Origin of the sequence: Peribacillus sp. NPDC096540 (assembly GCF_050278525.1) — a bacterium.
In the GTDB taxonomy this organism is placed as follows: domain Bacteria; phylum Bacillota; class Bacilli; order Bacillales; family DSM-1321; genus Peribacillus.
Genome location: NZ_JBNNTG010000008.1, coordinates 132,009 through 155,308, shown reverse-complemented (window position 1 = coordinate 155,308; position 23,300 = coordinate 132,009). Strand labels below are relative to the sequence as shown.

Annotated in this window: 17 protein-coding genes and 1 pseudogene; 14 read left to right on the top strand and 4 right to left on the bottom strand. The window is 36.9% G+C overall.

Annotated features, from left to right (window positions below; all coding sequences use genetic code 11):
* Nucleotides 1-285: 285 nt before the first annotated feature.
* Both ACQKMR_RS10235 and ACQKMR_RS10230 read left to right on the top strand, forming a co-directional pair.
* A complete protein-coding gene (locus ACQKMR_RS10235; RefSeq protein WP_201223872.1) occupies nucleotides 286-660 on the top strand; it encodes an STAS/SEC14 domain-containing protein in 375 nt (124 codons plus the stop codon).
* 226 nt (nucleotides 661-886) lie between these two features.
* Nucleotides 887-1,441 (top strand): annotated as a pseudogene (locus ACQKMR_RS10230) (recombinase family protein).
* A 140-nt stretch (nucleotides 1,442-1,581) separates the two neighbouring features.
* On the opposite strand, the gene mprF reads toward ACQKMR_RS10230, so the two are convergent.
* A complete protein-coding gene (gene mprF, locus ACQKMR_RS10225) occupies nucleotides 1,582-4,122 on the bottom strand; it encodes a bifunctional lysylphosphatidylglycerol flippase/synthetase MprF (RefSeq protein ID WP_427697194.1) in 2,541 nt (846 codons plus the stop codon).
* Between the two features lie 1,048 nt (nucleotides 4,123-5,170).
* On the opposite strand from mprF, the gene xerS reads away from it, so the two are divergent.
* A complete protein-coding gene (gene xerS / locus ACQKMR_RS10220) occupies nucleotides 5,171-6,310 on the top strand; it encodes a tyrosine recombinase XerS (protein WP_427697193.1) in 1,140 nt (379 codons plus the stop codon).
* A gap of 85 nt (nucleotides 6,311-6,395) precedes the next feature.
* Nucleotides 6,396-6,569 (top strand): hypothetical protein, encoded by a 174-nt coding sequence (locus ACQKMR_RS10215; protein ID WP_427697192.1) that lies wholly within the window; start codon nucleotides 6,396-6,398, stop codon nucleotides 6,567-6,569.
* An 838-nt stretch (nucleotides 6,570-7,407) separates the two neighbouring features.
* On the opposite strand, the gene ACQKMR_RS10210 is transcribed toward ACQKMR_RS10215, so the two are convergent.
* Nucleotides 7,408-8,205: a LysM peptidoglycan-binding domain-containing protein gene (locus ACQKMR_RS10210; protein ID WP_427697201.1), complete on the bottom strand. Its 798-nt coding sequence runs from the start codon at nucleotides 8,203-8,205 to the stop codon at nucleotides 7,408-7,410.
* A gap of 541 nt (nucleotides 8,206-8,746) precedes the next feature.
* Between ACQKMR_RS10210 and ACQKMR_RS10205 the strand changes: the two genes are divergently transcribed.
* From ACQKMR_RS10205 to ACQKMR_RS10175, 7 genes are all read left to right on the top strand, one after another.
* On the top strand, nucleotides 8,747-9,355 hold the full coding sequence (locus ACQKMR_RS10205; protein ID WP_427697191.1) for a TetR/AcrR family transcriptional regulator: 609 nt from the start codon (nucleotides 8,747-8,749) through the stop codon (nucleotides 9,353-9,355).
* Between the two features lie 47 nt (nucleotides 9,356-9,402).
* Nucleotides 9,403-10,737: a cytosine permease gene (locus tag ACQKMR_RS10200; RefSeq protein WP_427697190.1), complete on the top strand. Its 1,335-nt coding sequence runs from the start codon at nucleotides 9,403-9,405 to the stop codon at nucleotides 10,735-10,737.
* Nucleotides 10,734-11,822, top strand: a complete 1,089-nt coding sequence (locus ACQKMR_RS10195; RefSeq protein WP_427697189.1) for a DUF917 domain-containing protein — start codon at nucleotides 10,734-10,736, stop codon at nucleotides 11,820-11,822. The genes ACQKMR_RS10200 and ACQKMR_RS10195 overlap by 4 nt, the downstream gene beginning before the upstream one ends.
* Complete coding sequence (locus tag ACQKMR_RS10190) at nucleotides 11,822-13,387, top strand: ROK family protein (RefSeq protein WP_427697188.1); 1,566 nt, start codon at nucleotides 11,822-11,824, stop codon at nucleotides 13,385-13,387. Before ACQKMR_RS10195 ends, ACQKMR_RS10190 begins: the two co-directional genes overlap by 1 nt.
* Nucleotides 13,388-13,612: 225 nt before the next feature.
* Nucleotides 13,613-13,804 (top strand): sporulation histidine kinase inhibitor Sda, encoded by a 192-nt coding sequence (gene sda, locus ACQKMR_RS10185; protein WP_427697187.1) that lies wholly within the window; start codon nucleotides 13,613-13,615, stop codon nucleotides 13,802-13,804.
* Nucleotides 13,805-14,098: 294 nt separating this feature from the next.
* Nucleotides 14,099-15,658 (top strand): class I adenylate-forming enzyme family protein, encoded by a 1,560-nt coding sequence (locus tag ACQKMR_RS10180; protein WP_427697186.1) that lies wholly within the window; start codon nucleotides 14,099-14,101, stop codon nucleotides 15,656-15,658.
* Nucleotides 15,659-16,121: 463 nt separating this feature from the next.
* On the top strand, nucleotides 16,122-17,855 hold the full coding sequence (locus ACQKMR_RS10175; RefSeq protein ID WP_427697185.1) for an amidohydrolase: 1,734 nt from the start codon (nucleotides 16,122-16,124) through the stop codon (nucleotides 17,853-17,855).
* Here the strand turns inward: ACQKMR_RS10175 and ACQKMR_RS10170 are convergent.
* Nucleotides 17,852-18,058 carry a hypothetical protein gene (locus ACQKMR_RS10170; protein ID WP_427697184.1) on the bottom strand — a complete coding sequence of 69 codons (207 nt, stop codon included), beginning with the start codon at nucleotides 18,056-18,058 and terminating at the stop codon, nucleotides 17,852-17,854. The two genes, ACQKMR_RS10175 and ACQKMR_RS10170, sit on opposite strands and share 4 nt — an antisense overlap.
* Before the next feature lie 834 nt (nucleotides 18,059-18,892).
* Nucleotides 18,893-20,263 carry a sigma-54 interaction domain-containing protein gene (locus ACQKMR_RS10165; RefSeq protein ID WP_427697183.1) on the bottom strand — a complete coding sequence of 457 codons (1,371 nt, stop codon included), beginning with the start codon at nucleotides 20,261-20,263 and terminating at the stop codon, nucleotides 18,893-18,895.
* A gap of 293 nt (nucleotides 20,264-20,556) precedes the next feature.
* Here ACQKMR_RS10165 and ACQKMR_RS10160 point away from each other — a divergent pair, with 293 nt between their 5' ends.
* The 3 genes from ACQKMR_RS10160 to ACQKMR_RS10150 all read left to right on the top strand — a co-directional run bounded on the left by ACQKMR_RS10160 (nucleotide 20,557) and on the right by ACQKMR_RS10150 (nucleotide 23,072).
* A complete protein-coding gene (locus tag ACQKMR_RS10160) occupies nucleotides 20,557-21,582 on the top strand; it encodes an NAD(P)/FAD-dependent oxidoreductase (protein WP_427697182.1) in 1,026 nt (341 codons plus the stop codon).
* 26 nt (nucleotides 21,583-21,608) lie between these two features.
* The gene (locus ACQKMR_RS10155) at nucleotides 21,609-21,860 is read left to right on the top strand and encodes a ferredoxin (RefSeq protein WP_427697181.1); all 252 of its coding nucleotides are present in this window, start codon (nucleotides 21,609-21,611) and stop codon (nucleotides 21,858-21,860) included.
* A gap of 162 nt (nucleotides 21,861-22,022) precedes the next feature.
* On the top strand, nucleotides 22,023-23,072 hold the full coding sequence (locus ACQKMR_RS10150; RefSeq protein WP_427697180.1) for an aromatic ring-hydroxylating oxygenase subunit alpha: 1,050 nt from the start codon (nucleotides 22,023-22,025) through the stop codon (nucleotides 23,070-23,072).
* Nucleotides 23,073-23,300: the final 228 nt, after the last annotated feature.

Sequence of the window (23,300 nt, the reverse complement as noted above, 5' to 3'; positions counted from 1 at the left end):
AGTGCTTCCCGTAAGGGAGCGACAGTCTGTGATGCACCGAGGTCGTTGGAGTCAGACTAACGGATGGGCTCTAATGGCACCATAGTTCATCGACCACCATAGAATCAGTATGGACGGTTTTCCACCATTTTCATTCTCTGTGGTGCAGCGCTGGTCGTGCGCTGCATGGTTGGCTAACGGGGCAGTTTAGTTCAACAAGCGTAGTGTCTTCGAACTGTGCAACATTAAAATTTATTCTCCCTTCCATTATTTAGTTTATAATAATAGTAAGGAGTTGTTTTTTTATTGAATGTTAAAAATATAAGTACATCCATTTCTGAAGATATTATTATTACTAATTTGACAGGTTACATAACCCTTGCTGATGTAAACACATGGTTTAATTCATTTGAGAAAACGTGCTATTCATTTATTAGACAAGGAAAAAAGTATAAGTTGTTAGTTAATCGTAAAGGTTATACTCCAGAACATTTTTCTGTACAAAAATTGTGGAAAGACAAATTGTTCTCTAATAATATATTAGAGAACACTATTGCAGTCGCTTTTTTATTAGAAGAAGGGGATATTCTAATTCACCTTGAACAGTCTAATACTAAAGACAACGCAATGTTCTCAAGTAACTATGACCAATTAATTGACTGGCTTACTAAATATAAATAATGGATTTCTAATCCTAAGTTGCTGAAAGGTAACTTTTTTTATTTCACAGTTTGTGTCAACTCAACAATCCTTTTCTGAACACACTCAAATTCCCATTGAAATGAATGTTTTTTTATGGCTATAGATGTTACAAAACTCTGTTCACTATTCTATGTTCAATAACATACAGAATTCTATCTTATGTTACAATGAACTTAAAGGAAAAATGAGAAAAGAGTGATTACTGGTGTTAATTGGATATGCGCGCGTTTCGACAGGGTTACAAAATTTAGATTTACAAATGGATGCGTTAACACAACATGGCTGTGGAAAAATCTTTTACGATAAGATGAGTGGAGCGAAAAAGCAGCGACCTGGTTTGGAGGAAGCACTTCAATATGCACGTGAAGGCGATACCATTGTTGTTTGACGATTAGATCGTCTTGGTCGCAACATGCAGGACTTAATACAGATTGTGAATACTTTGAATGAACGAGTTGTGGGCTTTCACAGTCTGCAAGAAAGCCTAACGATGGACAAAAGCAACGCAACGGGGCAATTAATGTTCCACCTCTTCGCATCCTTTGCAGAATTTGAACGTAATTTGATTGAAGAACGCTCAGCTACAGGGCGTGCAGCAGCTAGAGCACGTGGTCGTCTTGGGGGACGTCCGGAGAAACTAGAACCGAAAGATATTGAAGTGATGAAAGCGCTCATTGAAAATGGTACATCAATTAAAGATGTGGCGGAAAAATGGGGTGTATCTCGAACAACCATTTATCGCTATTTGGAAAAACTCTAAATAAAACGTAAAGCACTTGTTACCAGCTTACAGCTTGGATAAGTGCTTTTATTGTTTAGAATAGACGTATATTGAAGTGCAAAATAGCACTTAAAACAGGTGCAATTTACCGATTAAAGTGACAAAAGAAGACTAGTGTCTCAATTTTGTTCTTTTCTTTTCTTTCCAATCAATAAGGTGATTTGTGTCATAGTAAAAGGCAATGAAGTTTTTTTTCGATAAGCTAAATATTTAGGTTGCCATGTATCTGCATATTTTTCTTTAAATTTTCTTAAACCATGAAAAGAATAGAGAAATTGACCATGCATAAATATTTGGGAAGCTATTTTTTCACTTAAAAATGAATACTTTGATAGCCCAACATTGGATAAAGGTGCCATCCCTATATTAAAGTATTTATATCCTTCTTCTTTTGCCCATTCAAATAATGATAGAAAAACAAAGTCCATCGTTCCAGAAGGTGCATCCTTTCCAAATCGCATCAAGTCCAAAGAGATAGTTTGTTTTTGATCATAAACCGGCATAATGTTTACAAATCCAAGGATCCTCTTTCCATCAGCTTTAACAATGGCGATCTCAGCTTTATTGAGGTAATCCTCATCAAAAAAGCCGAGGGAAAAACCTTTTTCTATTCTTCCTTGAAGCCATTCATTTGATAATCCCCTAAGCTCATTCATGAAATCTTCATGATAAGGGGGTGTTACAATCTCAAAATGATAATTCTCTCGTTCAAACTTGTTTTTTACTGCCCTAGCTCCTTTCATTTTTTTTCCACTAAATGAAAAACTGTCTAAATCAACGTAAGCCTCCTCGCCGAGCTTGAAAAAGTCATAACCGTTTTCATGCAGATAAGGGAGCATTGCATTGCTGACCTCATAAAAAACAGGGGTAAATCCATGGAGATCAGATGTTTCTCGGAATTCTTCTATTGCAAGAGGCAATTCGTCGCGTTCTCCAATAGGGTCTCCAAGAACCACTAGCTTGTCTGCAAATATTTGATAGGAAAACATTACGTTGTTCTTTTTATTCCAATAAATATATTTATCATGTAAAAAAACTAAATGTGTTAGCACAGTTCCATTAAATCTATCTAAGTGATCAATAATTTTCCCTTCCTGAATAAGAGAAGATTCCATAACCCATTTTTTATCCCGTCTTATCAAATAACCTGCGGTAAAAAGAGACAAGGCGATAAGCAAGCCAATTAAAGCACTATTAAATAAATCATGATAGTCTTTAATCACAAATAGCGATAGCTTTGGATTCACTTTCAATTTGGAGGAGGGCAAGTTTAGATATCCAATTAAAACATACATAAAGGTAATCGTGACAAACACAGCTATATCAAAAATAGTAGTGCCCCAGCTCAATACAAAATTTTCTCTGTAAAAACGTTTTTTTGAAATTCTCAAGAGCACGATAACAATTAGAAGGTATAATGCCTCCTCATAATCGAATCCTTTAAAGAAGGAAAATAAGGCAGCAAAAAATAGTACAATCATAGTTAGGGGGTATGACTGTTTTACCTTGTACTGAATACCTCGGGATAAACCGAGCAGGATAAAGCCTGTTGCAACAGAGAGCTGATGAGATATATTCATGATCGGTAAGGATAAAAATTCTTGAGCTAGTTGTAACCTTCCTATAATTCCCGGTACTGCAGCTGAAAGAAGCAAAATAAGTCCTGAAAGAAATACCAAAAAGGTTAAAAGTACATGGCTAGTCTTAACTATGACCACATTGGGAACATTGTTCCATGATTTATTCCACTTGTCCCAAAACTCTTTGATGAAAAAAACTACTCCTACTAAAAATGGAAGGATAAAATAGCCTATACGATAAAATAGTAGTAGGACTAGCACTTTCTCATCCGGAACACCCAATGACTGTGTTCCCCAAATGAAAACTAAGTCAAAAGATCCAAGGCCTCCAGGAATCATACTGATAATACCGGCACATGAAGCAACGATAAAAACAGGGACTAGATCGTCAAAATCAATTGGTATGCTCATAATAATACATAATAACCAAATAACAAGGAAAGCGCATATCCATTCCAGTAAAGAAACAATGAGTAGTCTTATTGCAATTCCAAAATCGATAACTGAACCAGTAGCTTTTTTGCGTTGAATTATATGGACAATGATAAAAATTGGTAGATAAATACCCACGGCCACAACTGCCCAAAAAAGCCACCTTGTATCTTGAAAAAGAGGGTAATTCCTATAACCAACAAGTACAATCCAGGAAAGCAAAGAGATTCCAGTAAGGTAAAAAAGAGAAACAGAGGCAATTTTCTTTACTAGTCTTTTCCTGTCAACTTCGTATTCATTATAGAAATAGGTTCTCAGCGTAGCGCCAACGAGACCTCCAAAACCAATTAAGTTTGAAAAGGTATTAGCAATAAAGGACTTTATCACCAAATCTTTTAAAGGTACTTTAAATCCTAATATTTTCACTAAAAATACATCATAAAATATCATAGGAAAAATAGCACAAAAAGTAATGAAAAGAATCAAGAGCATCTTAACATATTGCAACTGGCTTACTTCATGGCGAAGCAATTGAACATTTATGTTTCCAGTAAATTTTTTTATTTCAAAGACTGCAAGGCCTAATAAAATCAATGGAAAAATAATTTTTATGAATTGAACTACCTTTGCTTTATTTAATCTTTTCATACTCATTCACCTCGCATATTTCTCCTTGCTTGCCATCCATAGATATCTGCAATGAACTTATGATAAGGAAAAGAATTGCTTCTAAATTACAGATAAAAAATATTAATCTAAGCCGTAATTTGTATCGAAAGTACACAAATATTCGTAAATGAATTGATTTTTCTCTATCACTGAAACTGAAATCCTAATAAAAGAAAGTTTGTTATGTAACCAAGATTTTGTCTAACAAGTAACCCTTAAAAAGTGCCTATTAATAAGTTATTAGCTAATGAGTTGGGAAGTATACCAGTGGATAACTATGAGGCAGGGAACATTATCATTTAATCATTAGGACTAATACAACTTTTAAAAGGTGAGATTACAGAAAAATTACCGTTATATCTCATAGAGCAAGCAACGGATGTACAAGTGTAATTGGTATCCATAACGTTGAATGTGGACATACATTAATTAAATTGAATGTGATTCAGCGAATAATAATGTTTGAATCTATAAAAATAAAGATATCAACATACGCATTACTTTACCAGGAAAACTGTACAAATATTTCTTAGATGGGGAAAATAACAATTATATTCAAAAAAATAGGAGGGATTACTTTTGAGGAATATCTAAGTAATAAGATGGATTGAGGATGTTGTATGGGGCATGTTTATGAGGTATCACTTTTTTTATTTCCTAAACAAAAAAACGGGAGTAGCCTAATTAAAAATTTGCCGATAGGCTATTGTTCTTAGGAATCCCCCACTTCAATCAGACCGTAAGGTCGATAAGTGGTGGGTAGTTCAATCACGTTCAAACAATTCACGAAGTGTCGATTAGCGCAAAATAAATATAAGTATGATTTTTTAAACTCCTTAAACATTAATAATACTTAAGAAAGAAACAATAGCTATTTTTATTTTAGTCTTAAACATTTCATTAACCCGAACCTTCATTAAAGAATAAATAGAGGAAAAGGGGAACGGGATGTTCAGATTTTAAAGTTCGCGTTAAATTCTAATTTAACGCGAACATTCGACATTTTTCGACATGAGGAGTTTTATACATGGCTTCTGCAAGAGAAACACTTATACATGAAAAACGCTTAAACACTCACCTGGCATCTATGCCAGAGTACGTCGTTGAGTTTGTTCAAGCAAAAAAAAGAGCAAAATACTCCTCTTCTACCCTGCTTGGTTACATACATGAGTACAAAAAAATTTTCGAGTGGCTGCAGCACGAGGGAATCTCAAAAGTGGATCACATAAAATATATTCCTCTACCTGCCTTAGAAAATCTTACAAAAAAAAATGCAGAGTTTTATAAGGAATTTTTAGAAGAAGAAATCATTTCTGAAAAAGACGATGTAATAAAAAAACGGTCAGGTAATGCCGTAGCAAGAAATATTAATGCAATCAAATCACTCTTTAATTACCTTACGACTGAAACTGAGGATGAAGAAACAGGAGAATGTTATTTTTACCGAAATGTATTCAGTAAGGTGAAATTAAATAAAAAAGATGAAGATACAACCAGCCGTCGCGCCAAAAAGATAAGTTCTATTATCCTGAATGACAAGGAAATCAATGAATTTCTAGATTACTTAAAGAATGGCTATGAGAATCCACTCAGCCCGCACCAAAAAGGCTCATTTCTTCGAGACAAGGAAAGAGATATTGCGCTTATTAGCATGATGCTTGGAAGTGGTGTTCGAGTTAGTGAAATTTCCTCCCTTACGTTCAAAGACATTAACTTTCAAAAAAAGCAATTAGACATTATTCGTAAAAGCGGTAAAGCGGATACAGTAGAAATCCTAGATTCTGCGTTGAATGACCTAAAGGAATATCTCCGAATTCGAGAAACGCGGTATCCTGGAGCAAATAGTACCTCATATGTTTTTGTATCTAAATATGCCGGTACGGCAAGACCGATTTCAGTCAGAGCTATTCAAGATTTAGTAACTAAATACACAATTGCTTTTAATTCACAGGAGGAATTCTCTTCAGGGCAAGCTTTGAGTCCGCATAAATTAAGGCATACTTTTGCAAGCGAATGGATAAAAAACGGTGGAAATCTCATTTTGCTTCGTGACCAATTAGGACATAATTCAATTGAAACAACACAGAAATATACGAACTTATCATCCAAAGAGAGTAAAAAAGTAATGCATGAAATAGAAAAGGCACGTGATCAGACAAAAAACTAACAACTTGCATTAATCAGCGATCACAAGTATTTGATAAAAGTATTGGATCCGTCCCAAACTGTGAAGAAAGTGGTGAGGTATAATTATGTTTGAAATCGTAGTTAAACTTAAGAGTGATTGGATTGATTTGTCTCGTGTGCCAGATGTGGAATTATTTAAGGCACTGTCTGAGTGGTCAAATGGTAAAGAGGACGTTATTAAGATTAAAAGTTTTTCGTTCAAATCTAAAGATATTATGAGTATTACTATCAATAGATAATTGAACAGTACGAATAAACTGAGCAGTAAAATGATTAGCGACCTGGATAATAATCCAAGGTCTCTCTTCTATGGCACTGAAACAACAAACCATACGAACAGTTGTAGCTTCTAATATCATCAGATTTGGAGTCCTGTAGCTTTAAAATTAAGTTTGATCAAATCACTGAGCCTTGTTCCGCAAACACCCCAGTTAGTTAAACAAGAAAATCGATAAAGCAACTTCGAAAGAAAGAATCATAAATAATTCCCTTAATATATCAAAGAATATTACCTGATTTATCGCAACTAAATTCTATAGTGAAGGCTTTCTCAGTCGCTATACCATTAATATTATAAATACCTTCAATGCGAAGGCTATAATTTCGACCATTATCAATAGTGAAGCATCATAAGATGTTTGCTCCCACTCGCCCCTAGAAGAACTTGCTATATGCGATGTAATAGGGTCTACTTTTGAAAACACTTACCCCTTTCGAGATTCATTTGTTCAATTTGGCTATCTAGATTTTGATCTTGTGCACTTACTCGAGCATATCCATAAATCATTTTTTCCCTCTTTTCAATAGTATTTTTGATAGGTGTTATTGAGAGTCTATCAAGCTAATACATCAAGAAACCAAGATCTTATCAATAGAGTGTACCTTATTTATAAAAAATGGCTGTTTTCGTAAACTTTGTTGCTTTTGATGAAGGAAACTCTTGATTAATGTTAAAACCTCGCTTTATGTTTCCTAATTTCTTTAATTAAAAAGTGAACTTTTTCTATTTAATTGAATCCCTTTGCAGATAAAAAATCCAGTAAAAAGACCATTCCGTAGAATGGTCTTCCAAAATTATTAGTTAAAAACGCGTACTGCTTTTACAAACCTAGGCATCCAATAAGCTTTCGTATCTGCAATGGATACTCCTTTGGATGTGGCAGCATGTAATACTGTTGATGAATCTACATAAATGCTGACATGATTTATCACGCCGTTATTGTCTGTAGCAAAGAATAACAGGTCCCCTTTTTTCGCTTCTGAAAGTGGGATTGTTGTTCCGATTTTAGATTGTTCTGTAGAGGTTCTTGGTAATTTAATTCCATTTTCACTAAAGACTCTCTGCGTGAAAGAAGAACAATCAAATGTTGTTGTTTGGTTTGGTGACGCACCATATTGATAAGGAGCCCCCAAATACTTTTTTCCCGACTCAATAATAGCATTAGCCACTTGTTCCCTCGTTTTATCCACACTAGGTTTAGATGGTGTAACGCTGCCTGTCGTTCCATTTGGGACATTTACTACTTGTCCAACTTTTATTAAGTTTGGATTAGAAATTTGCGGATTTAAGCTTAGTAGATTCGTGGTTGTTGTATTATACTTTTTCGCTATACTACTTAAGGAATCTCCTGATTTAACCGTATATTTTTGATTTGATGTTTCATTTGTGGAAGGTTTAGAATCCGCAATCTGCAAAACCTGTCCAACATAAATAGTGTCAGAGGTTAATTTATTTTGAGTTTTTATTTCTGACACACTTACCTTGAAATTATTTGAAATTTCCCATAGGCTATCTCCTGATTTAACAGTGTATTCAGCAGCTGAAACACCTTCTCCCACAAACAAAGAACTAAGGAGTGCTCCTGCAATGACCATTTTCTTCAATTGAATTTCCCCCGTTTGTATGTAAAATAACTAGTTGTCTCAAGGACTGGTTAATCATAGCATCATTTCCATGGATATAGTCGAAATTCCAATATTTTTTTTATTGGTAATTAAACCCTAGGGGGAACTTTTAAAATTAGGTGGTAAAATTTATTTGTAGGTCTAATATCAGTAAGGAATGAAAAATAATGGAAGATAAATTGCTTGATTTTAATGCGTATGATACTTGGATGAAAGGACTACCTTCTCAAATTAAAGGTTTTAATGAGTTAAGAAAAGAGAAGTTACTTCCTCTAATGGAGATGTGATTTTTAATTTAATCGATTAGAGAGAATTGTTCCTAGAGCGAAAGCTAGGCCTATTTTGTGAAGGATGTTTTTTCAAAAGAAACAGACCGACAGCCGATCTTTCATATTTGCCCTTTAACTGAACTTCACCAGTTGGTTGAAAGAATTTTCAGAATTTAGCTATTGTAATTTATCAGAATAGTTAGTATTATTACACCTAACTAAATTAGTTAGGTGGTATGTTGATGACGAAAAATAAAATTAAAGACGTTGCTTACAAGCAATTATCTGAGAAAGGCTATGAGCGTGCAACTCTTTCAAGCATTGCTAAAGAGGTGGGTATTAAAACGCCGTCCATTTATGCTTTTTATAAAAGTAAAGAAGATCTATTTATGGCTGTATATAAGGATTTGTTGCAAGATAATCACCGTCACATAAAAAGTTCCATTGACAATCTAACAAATGGAACGGTAAAAGAAAAGCTCTATCAAATATTAGAAGCGATATGTCATTATCATTTAAGTCAACCTGAGAAAACGGCAGCCTATATGAAATTTACCTTCTTCCTTCCTCCGACTTTAAACGATGAAGTAAAAGAAACGTTTAGCGAGATGGAAGAGGTTCTTGGTGAGATGCTTGAAAGTATCTTTTCGGAGGGAATTAGGCAAGGGGTGTTAAAAAATCAACCTATTGATGACTTAATTGCCTCCTTCCTATGTTTAATGGACGGGATCTTTTTGGAATTGCTCTATTATCAACACCAGGAAGACAAATTTAAAAGACGGGTAGAGCAAACCTGGAGCATTTATTGGAATGGAATTCATAACGATCATAAAAAAAGCAGTTTACTCTGATGAAAGTAAAAAAAACAAATTGTGACAATAAATAGGGGGCTGCGTCTATGAAAGAGGAAAAAGTTACTTCAGATTTTGCACGGGAGGCTGTACCAAAGGAATTGCGAAGGTCATGGTTTTCGATGTTTTCGGTATTAGTCGCTATCGGGGTCGACTTATCTGCGGTTATTTTAGGCGCGGAATTAGCGAATGGGATGCCGATAAATCAAGCGATTTTATCGGTTTGTGTCGGTTCGCTCCTTCTATCCATTTTATGTACGATTTGTGCAATTGTTGGATCTTCCACTAATCTTTCTACAGCAATGATTACAAAGTATGTATTTGGAAAATACGGTGCTCAAGTGTTTTCTATTGTCCTCGGAATATCATTACTTGGTTGGTTTGGGGTACAAGTGGGCTTTTTTGCTACCAATGCGCACACAGTTTTAGAAGACACCTTTCACTTATCCATCAACGTCAAAGTCCTTTCTTTAATTGGCGGTCTACTGATGATGACGACCGCTATTTTTGGGTACCGGGCTATTGAGAAATTAAGCGTGTGGTCTGTGCCGCTATTATTAGGATTAATGCTGTTCACCTTATTTTTAACGCTGAAAAATTATTCGATACCCGTAAGTATTCCAAAAGCAGGAGGATATACGTTTGGCAGTGCAATATCGCTTGTTATTAGTATCTTCATTGTAGGAGCAACGGTGCAGCCAGATATTTCTCGTTGGGCAAAAAGTAAAAAGGATGCAATCATTGCTACATTTTTCGGAATTTTTATTGGAAACAGTTTCATGATTATCCTAGCCATTTTAATGTCAAAGGCAATGGGAACTGATGATATGATGAAAATTTTTATCACGCTTGGACTGGCGATTCCAGGAATACTCGTATTAACGCTCGCACAATGGACAACGAATACGTCGAATTTATACTCTTCTTCGTTAGGTTTTTCGATAGTTTTTACGAAAATTCCGAAAGAATGGTTAACGATTATTTTAGGAGTCATTTCAACAATCCTGGCAGTTCTCGGTATTTATGATCAATTTATTTCATTTTTAAATATTTTGGCGATTATAATTGCTCCGATTGGTGGTATTTATGTAGCTGAATATTTTTTTGTCAAAACAGAGTTCCAACGCTATGACCAACATTTAGAGGCAAAGGCAATTGTAACTCGTTCGATCATTGCCTGGGTTGCTGGAATGCTGATTACTTATTTGACAACTGCACAGCCGTCAGGATTATCCTTATTTTCCCTTACAAGCGTCTCTGCCCTTGATGGCGTTTTAAGTGGATTTATTGTACAAGCAGTGTTAGGAAAGCTTTTGAAACAAAAGGATTCATTTCAACAAGTAACGATCGATAAAAGAGAAAATGAGGAGTTTGGAAAATGAGATATATAGATGAACAGACAGTTGAAAAAATCGCATTAGGTGCAGCCGTTTTAGGAACAGGCGGCGGTGGAGACCCCTATATTGGGAAATTGATGGCGATAGAAGCCATTAGAAAATATGGACCTGTGAAGTTAATTTCATTAGATGAATTAGAGGATGACCAGTTGGTAGTAACTGTATCTGGTATGGGTGCCCCAACTGTCGCAATTGAAAAAATACCGTCAGAACATGAAATGACAGCACCATTGGAAATGTTAGAAAGAGTGCTGGGGAGAAAAGTCGATGTGGTAATGCCAATTGAAGTAGGGGGGATCAACTCTTTATTTCCAATTATCGCTGCTGCTAAAAAAGGTTTGCCAATGTTAGATGCGGATGCGATGGGGCGTGCGTTTCCAGAAGCACAAATGGTCACCTTCTATTTGGACGGTTTTGACCCATCACCTGTTACAATGGCTGATGAAAAAGGAAACACGGTCGTGTTGTATCCACAAGATGGAGTGTGGACAGAACGATTAGCACGTGCTCTCACGATTGAAATGGGAGGAAGCTCATCCGTTTGTGAATATAGTCTGTTTGGAAAGGATGTCAAGACGTCGGTTATTCCTGATACACTTTCTTTGGTTGAACGAATAGGTGAATATTTGTTAGATAATCAAGTGAAAGAACAAATAGGAATCAATAAAATGTTAGAGGAATTAAATGGATATTGTTTGTTTGAAGGCAAAATAGCAGACATTGAACGGAGGCTTAGTGGAGGCTTTACAAGAGGTAGTGCAAAGTTGGAAGGTAGTCGTAATGACCAAGGGAAAACATTTTCCATCTATTTTCAAAACGAGCATTTAGTAGCGAAAGAAGGCGAGCATTTATTATGTTCTACACCAGATTTGATTGCTGTTTTAGATGCTGAAACAGGTTTCCCGATTACAACAGAAAGAATGAAATATGGTACACGTGTTGTAGTCGTTGCATTTCCTTGCCATGATAAATGGAGAACGCCAAAGGGAATTGAAACAGCAGGACCTCGTTATTTTGGGTACGATTTTGACTATCAACCAGTAGAAGTTCTACAGAAGGAGAGAAGATAATGTATCGCTTAGGAGTAGATGTTGGAGGAACTAATACAGATGCAGCTTTATTAGACGAACGTTTACAAGTAATTCATACGGTTAAAGTACCAACTACAAAAGATGTAGAAAGTGGGATCTTTGAAGCCATCGCAAAAGTGGTACAAGAAAGCAGAATAGAGCCTAGTGATATTGGATATGCCATGCTTGGAACAACGCATTGTACGAATGCTATTGTTGAGCGTAAACGTCTAAATAAAGTAGGTGTTATTCGAATTGGGAAGCCTGCTACAACAGCTATCCCTCCGTTTACAGATTGGCCACAAGATTTAAGAGAAGAAATTGAAGGAGCTTCCACTATGGTTTCTGGTGGCTATGAATTCGATGGACGATTGATTTCTGAGATAAATAGAGAAGAAGTGTTGGAATTTTGTAAAGAAATAAAGGGGAGTGTAGAAAGTATTGCTATTTCGGGTGTGTTTGCGCCTGTAAATAAAGAACAAGAAGAAAATGTTGCAATCTGGGTAAAGGAAGAGCTTGGAGGTATCCCTATTTCTCTTTCTAATGAAATTGGTAGTATCGGTTTACTAGAACGTGAAAATGCCACTATTTTAAATGCAGCCTTAATGACAACAGGTCAAACTGTTATTAATGGATTTTCTAAGGCATTAAGTAATCTCGATATTAAAGCGGAAATGTTTTTCAGTCAAAATGATGGGACATTAATGAATGCGGCTTATGCCCTTCGTTATCCAATTCTGACCATGGGGTGCGGTCCAACAAACTCTATTCGAGGTTCAGCCCATTTATCAGGATTAAAGGATGCCATTGTACTTGATGTTGGAGGAACAACAAGTGACCTTGGTGTATTAACAAGAGGATTTCCAAGACAGTCTTCTTTAGCTGTAACAATTGGTGGTGTGAATACTAATTTTAGGATGCCTGATATTTTATCAATTGGGCTGGGCGGTGGAACTCGCATTTTTGGATTAGACGAAAATTTTACGATTGGACCGGAGAGTGTAGGCTATGAGATTACCAGAAAAGCACTTCTTTTCGGTGGAGATGTATTAACTACTTCAGATGTTGTGACGCGTTTAGGACATGCTTTTGAGGATAAAGCAATGCAGGTTGACCAATTATCAATTGAGTTTTGTAATAATGTATATAAAAAAATGACAGATATGTTAGAGGATGCAATTGATCAAATGAAAACGAGCTCAAAAGAAGTACCACTTATTTTATCAGGTGGTGGGAGCATTATTGTTTCGAATTCTTTGAAAGGGGTTTCAGAGGTCTTTAGGCCAAAACATTTTGAGGCCGCAAATGCAATTGGAGCAGCACTTGGTCAAATTAGTGGTGAAGTTGAAAAGGTTTATAGTTTAGAAGGAATTTCCCGTGAAGATGCTATCCATCATGCTAAAAAGTTAGCTACTGAGGAAGCAATAAAGGCGGGAGCAAATAATGCCACTATATCGGTGGTTTCTGTAGAAGATATACCACTTTCGTATTTACCTGGAAATGCATTGCTAATTAAAGTAAAAGTAGTCGGCGACTTAGTTGGTTCTGGTGTAAAAATTATTTGAAAAAGTCACAGGATATTACCTTTAAGAAAATTAAGAAGGTGCTTATAGATTTTTAAAATTTGAAAGATTGGTATTGTTACTAGAAAACAAAGTACTGAACCACATAAACAACGACGTAATTGAGTAGATGATTACTTAAAAACTAATTATCCTGATTTTGATGTTAAGGTGCGTGGAAAGGAAAGAATGGAGAGTTCTAAAAAGGTGTTGAAAGGGGGAGAAATATTGCTTCAAAAGTTAAGCGATGAATATACCTATCTTAAAGCAATAAAATTTGAAATTGATCCCAGTTTTATATCGTTATTAACCAAAGAAATAAATGAAAGATTTAGTTCTGATGTAATAAAATCATTAAATTTTCTAGAACTATCATGGAAATACACCATACCCAAACCAACAGATAGGCTTTGCAAATGAAATTGTACCAGTAACATTGAATAAAATTTATAAGGAACAAAAACAACTCAAAGAAAAGTAGAGCAGCTAAAAAAAGTTTTGAAATAATTAGAAATCAATATTTGGAAGAAGAAGTAGAGACAATTATCCAGTTGAAAAGCCTATTAATTAGGCTTTTTAATGTTTTTATAAATTAAAGCAGGGGTCTCAGTTATAACTAATGGTTGGTATAAAAAAGCTCGATAATATTTTTTTACCAGATTATTTTAAAATGATATAATTTTCTTAAAATTATATTTATTTAAGTGGGGACTGATGGAGAGTATGCTGACATTTGGTACAGTTATAAAGCAAAATGCAAGTAAGTACAAAAATAAGCCGGCTGTTATTTTTCAAGATACGATCAAGACATATGAAGAGTTAAACATTCGTGCGAACAAAATTGGAAACGCTTTCTTGCGACGTGGCTTTCGAAAAGGCGATAAAGTAGCTGTCATGTTAAAGAATCATGTTGTTTTTGTCGAAATCATGGCCGGGCTGTCTAAAATCGGAGTCATCATTGTACCGATAAACTATCGCCTGGTTGGACCGGAAGTAGAATATATACTAAGAAACTCTGAAAGCCGGGGATTCATTATTTCAAAAGAATATGAAGGGATTGCCCAAGAGTTGCTTCCAAACAACTCTCAATTAGACACCGTACTAGTAGTGGGTGGTGCGTCCAATGAAAATATGGAAGGGTATGTAGATTTTCTTGCTTCAGACTGTGATGATGAACCGAACATTGAGGTTCATGAGAAAGATACATTCTATCTGGGCTACACTTCCGGTACGACCGGAAAACCAAAAGGAGTAGTCATTTCCCATCGATCCCGAATACTGACAGGAATGGCCGCAGCTTATGAATACAAGATTGACGAATCAGATATTCACCTTGTTGCCGGGCCCGTTTATCATGCATCCCCATGGATTTTTCTTGTCATGCAGTTGCTCGTGGGCGGCACCATTGTCATTCATGAATCATTTAATGCAGAACAGGTGCTTGAAGACATTGAGCGATACAAGATCACAAATACGTTCCTTGCACCAACGATGTACAATTTCTTGATCAACACGAGGGAAGACACAAAAACAAAGCATGACATCGCCTCTATGCGCGTGTTGATTTCAGCAGGTTCGCCGCTGCCGACACAAACAAAAATGGATATTCTGGAATTTTTCAAAAATACCGATTTGAACGAATTTTACGGTTCGACTGAAAGTGCGATTACACTGAACATTAAACCGGGTGACATTCGCCGGAAGGAACTTTCAGTGGGACATCCTTTCCCGCTTGTGGAATGTGTAATTTTGGATGACGAGAAGAACCCAGTTTCGAACGGTGAAGTAGGGGAGTTGTATTTTAAATCTCCGTACAACTTAGACGGCTATTATAACAATCCGGATGCTGACGCCGCTTCGTTTTATCATGGTTTTTTTACAGTAGGAGATATGGCGTTGCAGGATGAGGATGGATTTTACTATATTGTAGACCGAAAGAAAGACATGTTGATTAGCGGCGGTGTTAATATTTATCCGCGTGAAATTGAGGAAGTACTTTATTCACATCCCGGGATTCTCGATGTTGCGGTGATCGGAGTACCGGATGCCGTGTGGGGGGAATCGGTTAAAGCCATTGTTGTACAAAGAGAAGGGGCTAATCTCAAAACAGAAGATATCATTAGTTACTGCGAAGGAAAATTAGCCGGCTATAAGAAACCAAAATCGGTAGACTTTGTCCATGAACTCCCACGCAACCCATCGGGGAAAATATTAAAAACAACATTGCGGGATTCCTTTGCAAATGATAGAAATGGAATCTTTCATATCAATTAATTTTTTCTATTACGGAAACAAGTTAAAAAGCAACTGTTGATTAAGCAGTTGCTTTTTTTTTATAAAATAGACAAATAGGACTATCGATAATTCCCTCTTTCGGTATTTCCATTTTGATAGCAATTTACTTAAATAAGGGAGTTGCTTCGGCAGCTCTTTTTCTTATGGGACTAAAGTCAAGTTAGTTCAACGGTGCTCTTTGATCTTTGTTCAACAATTGGGCCATCCTAATGAATTTTGGAGAAAAATAACCATTTTATATATATCCCTATATAAAATTCAGAATATTTTGTATAATATTGGTACGGACATCACGATGTTTATGAATCTTTTTCAACAGCATTTAGGAGGGGGGCTCTTTCTAGTTGTTTAAATGAAATATTTCTTAGAACATCATCGGTGTATATGGCATAAATCAAGAGGTGTTATGGATAGGATCTTAAATTAGAAAAGGGGTTTTTTCTTGAAAAGAAATTTTTTAAGTAAAAGAAATTTGTTTATCTTCTCCCTAGTTTTTGTGCTTGCATTAGTAGGCTTTTCTTCAGGTACACTTCCAGACCATCTTGATTCTCTTGCACCTGACACTGTTTACTTTAACGGAAAAGTTATCACCATGGACAAAGGTGCTACCATTGCCGAAGCCGTAGCAGTCAAGGACGGAAAAATCATTGCCGTTGGTTCAAATAAGGAAATTGGTAAGTTAAAGGGACGGCACACGAAAGTCGTTGATTTAATGAATAATGTGTTATTACCGGGATTCTATGATGCCCACAGTCATTTTCCGAGCTCCGGAATGGATGGGACTGTTCAAGTTAATTTAAATAGTCCTCCGGTAGGTCGTATTAAAAATATTGATGATCTGATCATTGCCTTGAAAGATCGAGCTATGGAAACCCACGAAGGTGAATGGATACTCGGGCGAGGGTACGATCAGACACTTTTAGCGGAAGGACGTCACCCGACACGTGAAAATCTGGATAAGGTATCAACGGAGCATCCAATCTATATCGGACATACTTCCGGACATTTAGCAGTAGCTAATAGTGTTGCACTTAAATTGGCAGGAATTACAAAAGATACTCCCGATCCACCTGGTGGAGTAATCGTAAGAGATCCTAAGACAGGAGAACCGACTGGGGTATTAGAGGAATCTGCTAAAGGTCTTGTAAGCAAGCATATTCCTGTTGTTACAGAAGAGGAAAATCTTGCAGCGTTTAAAAAGGCTGTCAAGGATTATATCTCAAAAGGTGTAACGACCTCGATTATAGCTGGGGCAAATAAACAGGGTCTTATTGATTTACAAAGATATCAGAAGCAAGGTTTGCTGCCGTTAAGGATTACAGCCATGGGTGCCGGGTTTGGTGGCGTTATAACCTCTGGTGAATTAGGTGGTATTGTAACAGGTTTCGGAAGTGATATGCTGAAGATTGGACCGGTGAAGCTGTCTCATGATGGATCTATTCAAGGGTACACCGGCTATTTAAGTAAACCGTACCACGTGCCTCCGGGAGATGATCCAAATTATCGGGGATATCCGGCGACAAGTCGTGAGGAATTAACGAAGCGAGTAGTGGATTTGCATAAGGCTGGATACCAAATTGCGATTCATGGTAACGGAGACGCAGCGATTGATGATATTCTTTACGCCTTCCGTACTGCCCAGGAGGAGTATCCGCGTAAGGATGCCCGTCATCGTATTGAGCATGCTCAAATGGCTAGATTAGATCAATTGGATGAAATGATGAAACTGGGTGTTACACCATCATATTTTGTTTCCCATACCTTCTTTTGGGGCGATCAGCACAGGGATATATTCATGGGGCCTGAACGTGCAGCTATGATGAGCCCTCTTAAATCTTCCATTGATCGTGGTATTAAATTTAGCATTCATCTTGATTCTCACATTACCCCAATGGACCCGCTGCAGGCAGTATGGTCTGCTGTTAACCGGATTTCAAGAAGCGGCAAAGTGATTGGTCCGGAGCAAAGAATTACACCATTAGAGGCACTTCGCGCAGTAACAAGTGATGCAGCATGGCAAAACTTCGAGGAAAATGAAAAAGGCTCAATCGAAAAAGGAAAATTTGCGGACTTTGTTGTTCTGGAAGAAAATCCGTTAACAGTTGACCCTATAAAAATTAAAGAAATCAAAGTACTTAAGACAATTGTGAACGATAAGGTTATCTACGAAAATTAAATTAAGGATAGGATGCACGGGGACGGTTCTACTGCTTCATTCACTTGCTGGTGAAGCACAAGAACTGTCTCTTTGCTTCCTGCATGTGTGCCCAGCAAGCCGTTAATTGCTAGTTGCGAAAGTCCAAGCCGAGTAAGTGCCAAGACGTTCGGTAGCTGACAGGCAACTGGTGGAGAAATCCTAAGGTTGAAGCCCTGTGACAAAGTAACTCTCTTTAAGGGGGGAATACCAGCTAATACAAAGTTATGTGCTTATTCAAGAAAAGGGAGTTGCGTTGGCAGCTCTTAAGGAGCTAACGGGGCAGTTTAGTTCAACAAGGTAATCGGGTTAAGGATACAGAATAAATATCCATAAAAAGTGAATCTTTGGTTAGATGATAATATAAAAAATATTGATTAATATTATATGGATAATTATATATTTCAAGTCAAAACGGGAGAGGAGAGATTAAGCGGGAATTACGGGAAGTGTGTAACTTGTGAGGTAACTTACATTCTTAATAAGACCTTTTGGTTCGTTATTTCACAGGTACTTTTAAGCGACTCATGGATCGGACATATTCGGACCTTCCTTTAGACGTTTTTTCAATCAGTAATTAAAAAAATCTCAATAATGAGCTACCAGTACATATTTTTTGCCTGTCATAAATGCCTTTGTACGATTTTATAAAGTTTTATGCAATTTAAACGGCCTTTACAGGTGAAAGGTGTCAATACTTATTTATGGGGTAGCGTCAGGAAAACGCGGATTTACAACGTTAAGGATATTCCATTATTAAAAATCCCAATTTCTCACTTATATGATTAAGAGATTGGGATTTAATTATTTTAACAATTGCAACCTATTATGAAAGAAGGTATTAGTCATATGCAATGCTAGTGACTAAGGATATAAAATGAATTTGGATCCTCGAAACTAAATCAATCTCATCGAAGTTAAGGAAGGCGAGTGCTTTTGGCTCGGGATCCGTACAAAAACGGCTTATATTTCATTACCTCAGACAAACAAGCCAAGCTTCGCAACATCCTCCTGGATGTTCAATCCCCATGCAAGCCCTGACAATACTCTCTGATCAATTTGGTTGCCCATGTTTGGCTGATTTGTAGATCCTTGGCTACACGCCTTGAACTTCGATTCAGCTTATAAGATGTACGAACCATCTCTTTTTTTGCCAATTCTATCGCCTCATTGAGGGAAGTGGGGGCAGTTTTTTCAATCTGCAGCTGGCTATGGTTATAAACGCCTTCGGGTAGATCATCGATGGCGATGACATCATCGCTTGTAATGACAAGCTTTTCGATGAGGTTTTCTAATTGCCTTACGTTTCCTGGCCAGGAATAATGGGTCAGCCATTTGAGACAATCTTCCGAAATTAATTTATTCATTTCATATTTTCGATTAAATTTATATAAGAAATAATAAGTGAGCGGGCTGATATCTTCCTTTCTTTCTCGAAGGGGAAGCATTTCGATATCCACTACGTTCAGCCTGTAATATAAATCTTCCCGAAACGTTTTATTTTTCACCATTTCGTTCAAGTCTTTATTGGTAGCGGCAATAATACGGATATCCACCGTCTTTTCTTTATTTCCACCAATAGGAATGAATTTTTTCTCCTGAATGACTTGAAGCATTTTGGCCTGAAGAGGCAAAGGCATGTCCCCGATTTCATCAAGAAACACTGTACCTCCATTAACACTTTCCAGCAGCCCTTTTTTTCCGGAACGGTTTGCATTGGTAAAAGATCCTGGTGTATAGCCAAAAAGCTCGGACTCCATTAAATCGGCAGGAATGGCTGCACAGTTGACTGTTAAAAAGGGACCGTTCTTTCTGCTGCCGTTTTCGTGGACATATTGGGCCAAAACGCTTTTACCTGTTCCGGACTCACCAAGAATTAATATAGTAGAGTTTGCAGCCGCTACCTTCTGGGCAAACTTCAGTACATTTTTCATTTTTTCATTATTGGTGATGATGCTGGCGAATGGGTCTTCCGTTTCTTTACTTTGATCTGAATCCTTTTCTTTTACCTTCAGCATTTTATAGCTTTGTAATTCCCTTGCGGTTGTTACAACCAATTCCACTTCCTTCTTTTCATTTAAAATAGGGACAGCAGAAGTGAGCAGCTCTGCACCGAGGACAGTGGTTTGTTTAATCATAATCGGTTCTTTTCTTTCCAATATATCGGGGAAAATCGAGGGATACCAATAGCCTTTATCCACTAATTCCAAGCTTAATTTCCCCATAACTTCTTCCTTATTTAAGCCATAATGCTTCTTACAGGCATCATTTACATAAATAATTTTCATATTCTTATCCAAAACAAAAATTTCATCAGAAGAATAATCCAAAATTTTAATAAGCGTTTCCATATCCAAATCGAAATTGGTTAAAAAATTGGATAGTGTCATGGTGTGACCTCCTGAAAAACATAATGTGAGTTCGATAGAACTCAAATTGAGTACAATAACGTTCAAACAAAATGAATATAGTACGATTTAGTGAATTAGCATGTAGTTTCGCCGCTCTTTAAAAGTTGGCACGGTTATTGCAAGTATTATAGAGTACAGCAAGAAGAGTGGGGTTTTGTGTGTATGCGCTTTCATTTAAAGATTTGTTACGCCAATAAAATCTTATCACTTTGCACTTAATAATAGATGAAATATTTCGAACTGTAAATAGGTGGATGAAGGAGGGCACTTAAATGGGAGATCATCGTGAGATTGTAGATATTACTATTATTGGCGGAGGACCGGCGGGATTATTCACCGCTTTTTATGCAGGCATGCGTCAAGCATCCGTGAAAATTATTGAGAGTTTGCCACAGTTAGGTGGCCAATTATCGGCTCTTTATCCCGAGAAGTTTATATATGATGTTGCTGGATTCCCTAAAGTGAAGGCACAAGAACTCGTCAGCAACCTGGTTGAACAAATGAATCAGTTCGAAGTTCAAACCTGTCTCGGACAATTGGTTGAACATGTGGAAAAAGATAAAGAAGGCATTTTCACCATTGAAACGGATAAGGAAGTTCACTATTCGAAAACAATCATTATTACCGCAGGAAACGGTGCTTTCCAACCACGCAAGCTAAAGCTTGAAGGGGAAGACAAATTCGAAGAAACGAATCTACATTATTCCGTTCAAAACTTAGCACAGTTTGAAGGTAAAAAAGTGGTCGTGTTTGGCGGAGGAGATTCGGCAGTTGACTGGGCGTTGATGTTGGAGCCAATCACAGAAAAAGTAACCATTGTTCATCGCCGGGATCAATTTCGTGCTCATGAGCACAGTGTAGAATTATTAAATCGGTCGAAGGTGGAGATATTGACTCCATATGTTCCGGTTGAACTTTTCGGAGATGAGATAGTAGAAAAAGTGATAGTCAAACATGCGAAATATGACGTAACATTCGAACTGGATGTTGACGGTGTACTCGTAAATTACGGCTTTATTTCTTCACTTGGACCAATTAAAGATTGGGGATTGGAAATCGAGAAAAACTCGATTGTAGTGAATTCCAAAATGGAAACGAACATAGAAGGTATTTATGCAGTTGGCGACATTTGCACATATGAAGGAAAAGTGAAATTGATAGCGACCGGTTTTGGCGAAGCACCAATTGCTGTCAGCAACGCAAAAGTGTATATGGATCCGAAAACTAAATTGAAGACGGTGCACAGTACAACATTAATGGAAGAAAAAGAAACGAAGAAAGAAAAATCATTAGTTTAAAGTGAATTTTACAGGGGTGGTTATCGATGGCGTTATATGTAAAAGTCGACAGGGATACTTGCATTGGATGCGGAGCCTGCGGGGCAGTGGCTCCAGATATCTTTGATTATGATGAAAGAGGAATTTCTTTTAGCCTTTTGGATTTTAATGAAGGAACCATGCCAGTCTCGGAAGATCTTGTTGATGATTTGGAGGATGCCTGCGATGGTTGCCCTACAAACTCAATCAAAGTGGAAGAAGAACCGTTTGCAGCTTCTTTAAAAGACGAAGTAGTTTAGTGCCAATGAGTGAGTTTAGGTACACACTCTGAACGCTAATGAACTCGCTTTCATTTTTTAAAACTTCGTCAATATTGGATTTTATATAAAAAAGTAGTTGGCATGAAATTTGCAATTGAATTTTAGGAGAAAACTTATTCAGGGATAGGGGGAATGGAAAAAATGAAACAGTTACAAACAAATCAGACCTTGGAACACACTCTTCCATACGATAATTATGTGAACCCGCAAATAATTGAAGAGGAAAAGAAAAAAATCTTCCAAAACAACTGGATTTTAGCCGGACACACAAGTCAAGTGGAGAAAGTTGGAGACTTTTTCACTTTTGATTTAGCAGATCAGCCATTAATCATCAGCAGGGATAAAAATAATGAATTGAATGCTTTTTATAATATTTGTCCACATAGAGGATCGAAAGTGGAAAAAAACGAACAAGGAAATAAAAAGGTCTTCATGTGTTCTTATCACGGCTGGACATTTCAATTGAACGGAAAATTGAATAGGGCACCAAACTTTGATACAAATGAATTAGGTAACCATAGCTGCATGACACAAGTGAAGCTTGAAGTATTTCAGTCATTGATCTTCATAAATTTGAACCCAGAGGCAAGACCGATGGCGGAAACATATGGAGAATTGATGGCCAACTTGGAAAAATACACGTTCTTAGATTCATTGAAAAAGATTCGCGTAACACAAAGAGTCATTGATGCCAACTGGAAAGCGGTAGTTGATAACTATTTGGAGTGTGACCATTGTACGATTGCACACCCTGAGTTTTCAAAAACCTTCGATATGAAAAATTACCACATTGATTTGCATGACAATTTTTCATGTCAATATTCCAAACTGACAAACAAAACAAATGAAGATCAAGAGGAGCACGCAAATTTCTATTGGGTATGGCCGAACTTGATGGTGAGCATCTATCCTGGAGAATCCGGAAATATGACGACAAGCCAAATCTTGCCTCTGGCTCCGGATAAATCGCTGGCTATCTATAGCTACTACTTTAAATCAGATGAAATTAATGAGGAGCAGAAAGAACTGATTCGATTCGTGGATCAGGTCAGAAATGAAGATTTCGATCTTGTGGAGTTATTGCAAAAAGGTTTCCACACGAATGCCTTCAAATACGGAGTTTATTCTCCAACTGAGTATGCAATTAAATTTTTCCACGGCCTTTATGAAAACGCCATCAATGGTGAGTGAAAGAAGGAACTAGATAGTAGAATGCCTTCTTTTTTAAGGAAAGCAAAAAATCTCAGGACTAAGTGACTATCCGTCTTCAGGTACCAGGGGCACAAAGCTTATATTAAGCACTCCGAATGGCAAGAATGCCTTCCGAAGTGCTCATCGTTACTGATACGACAAGCCACATTATTCAGAACCTTTCGACATAAATCTGGGGCTTCGATACAGTTTTAGTCATTTTGGTCA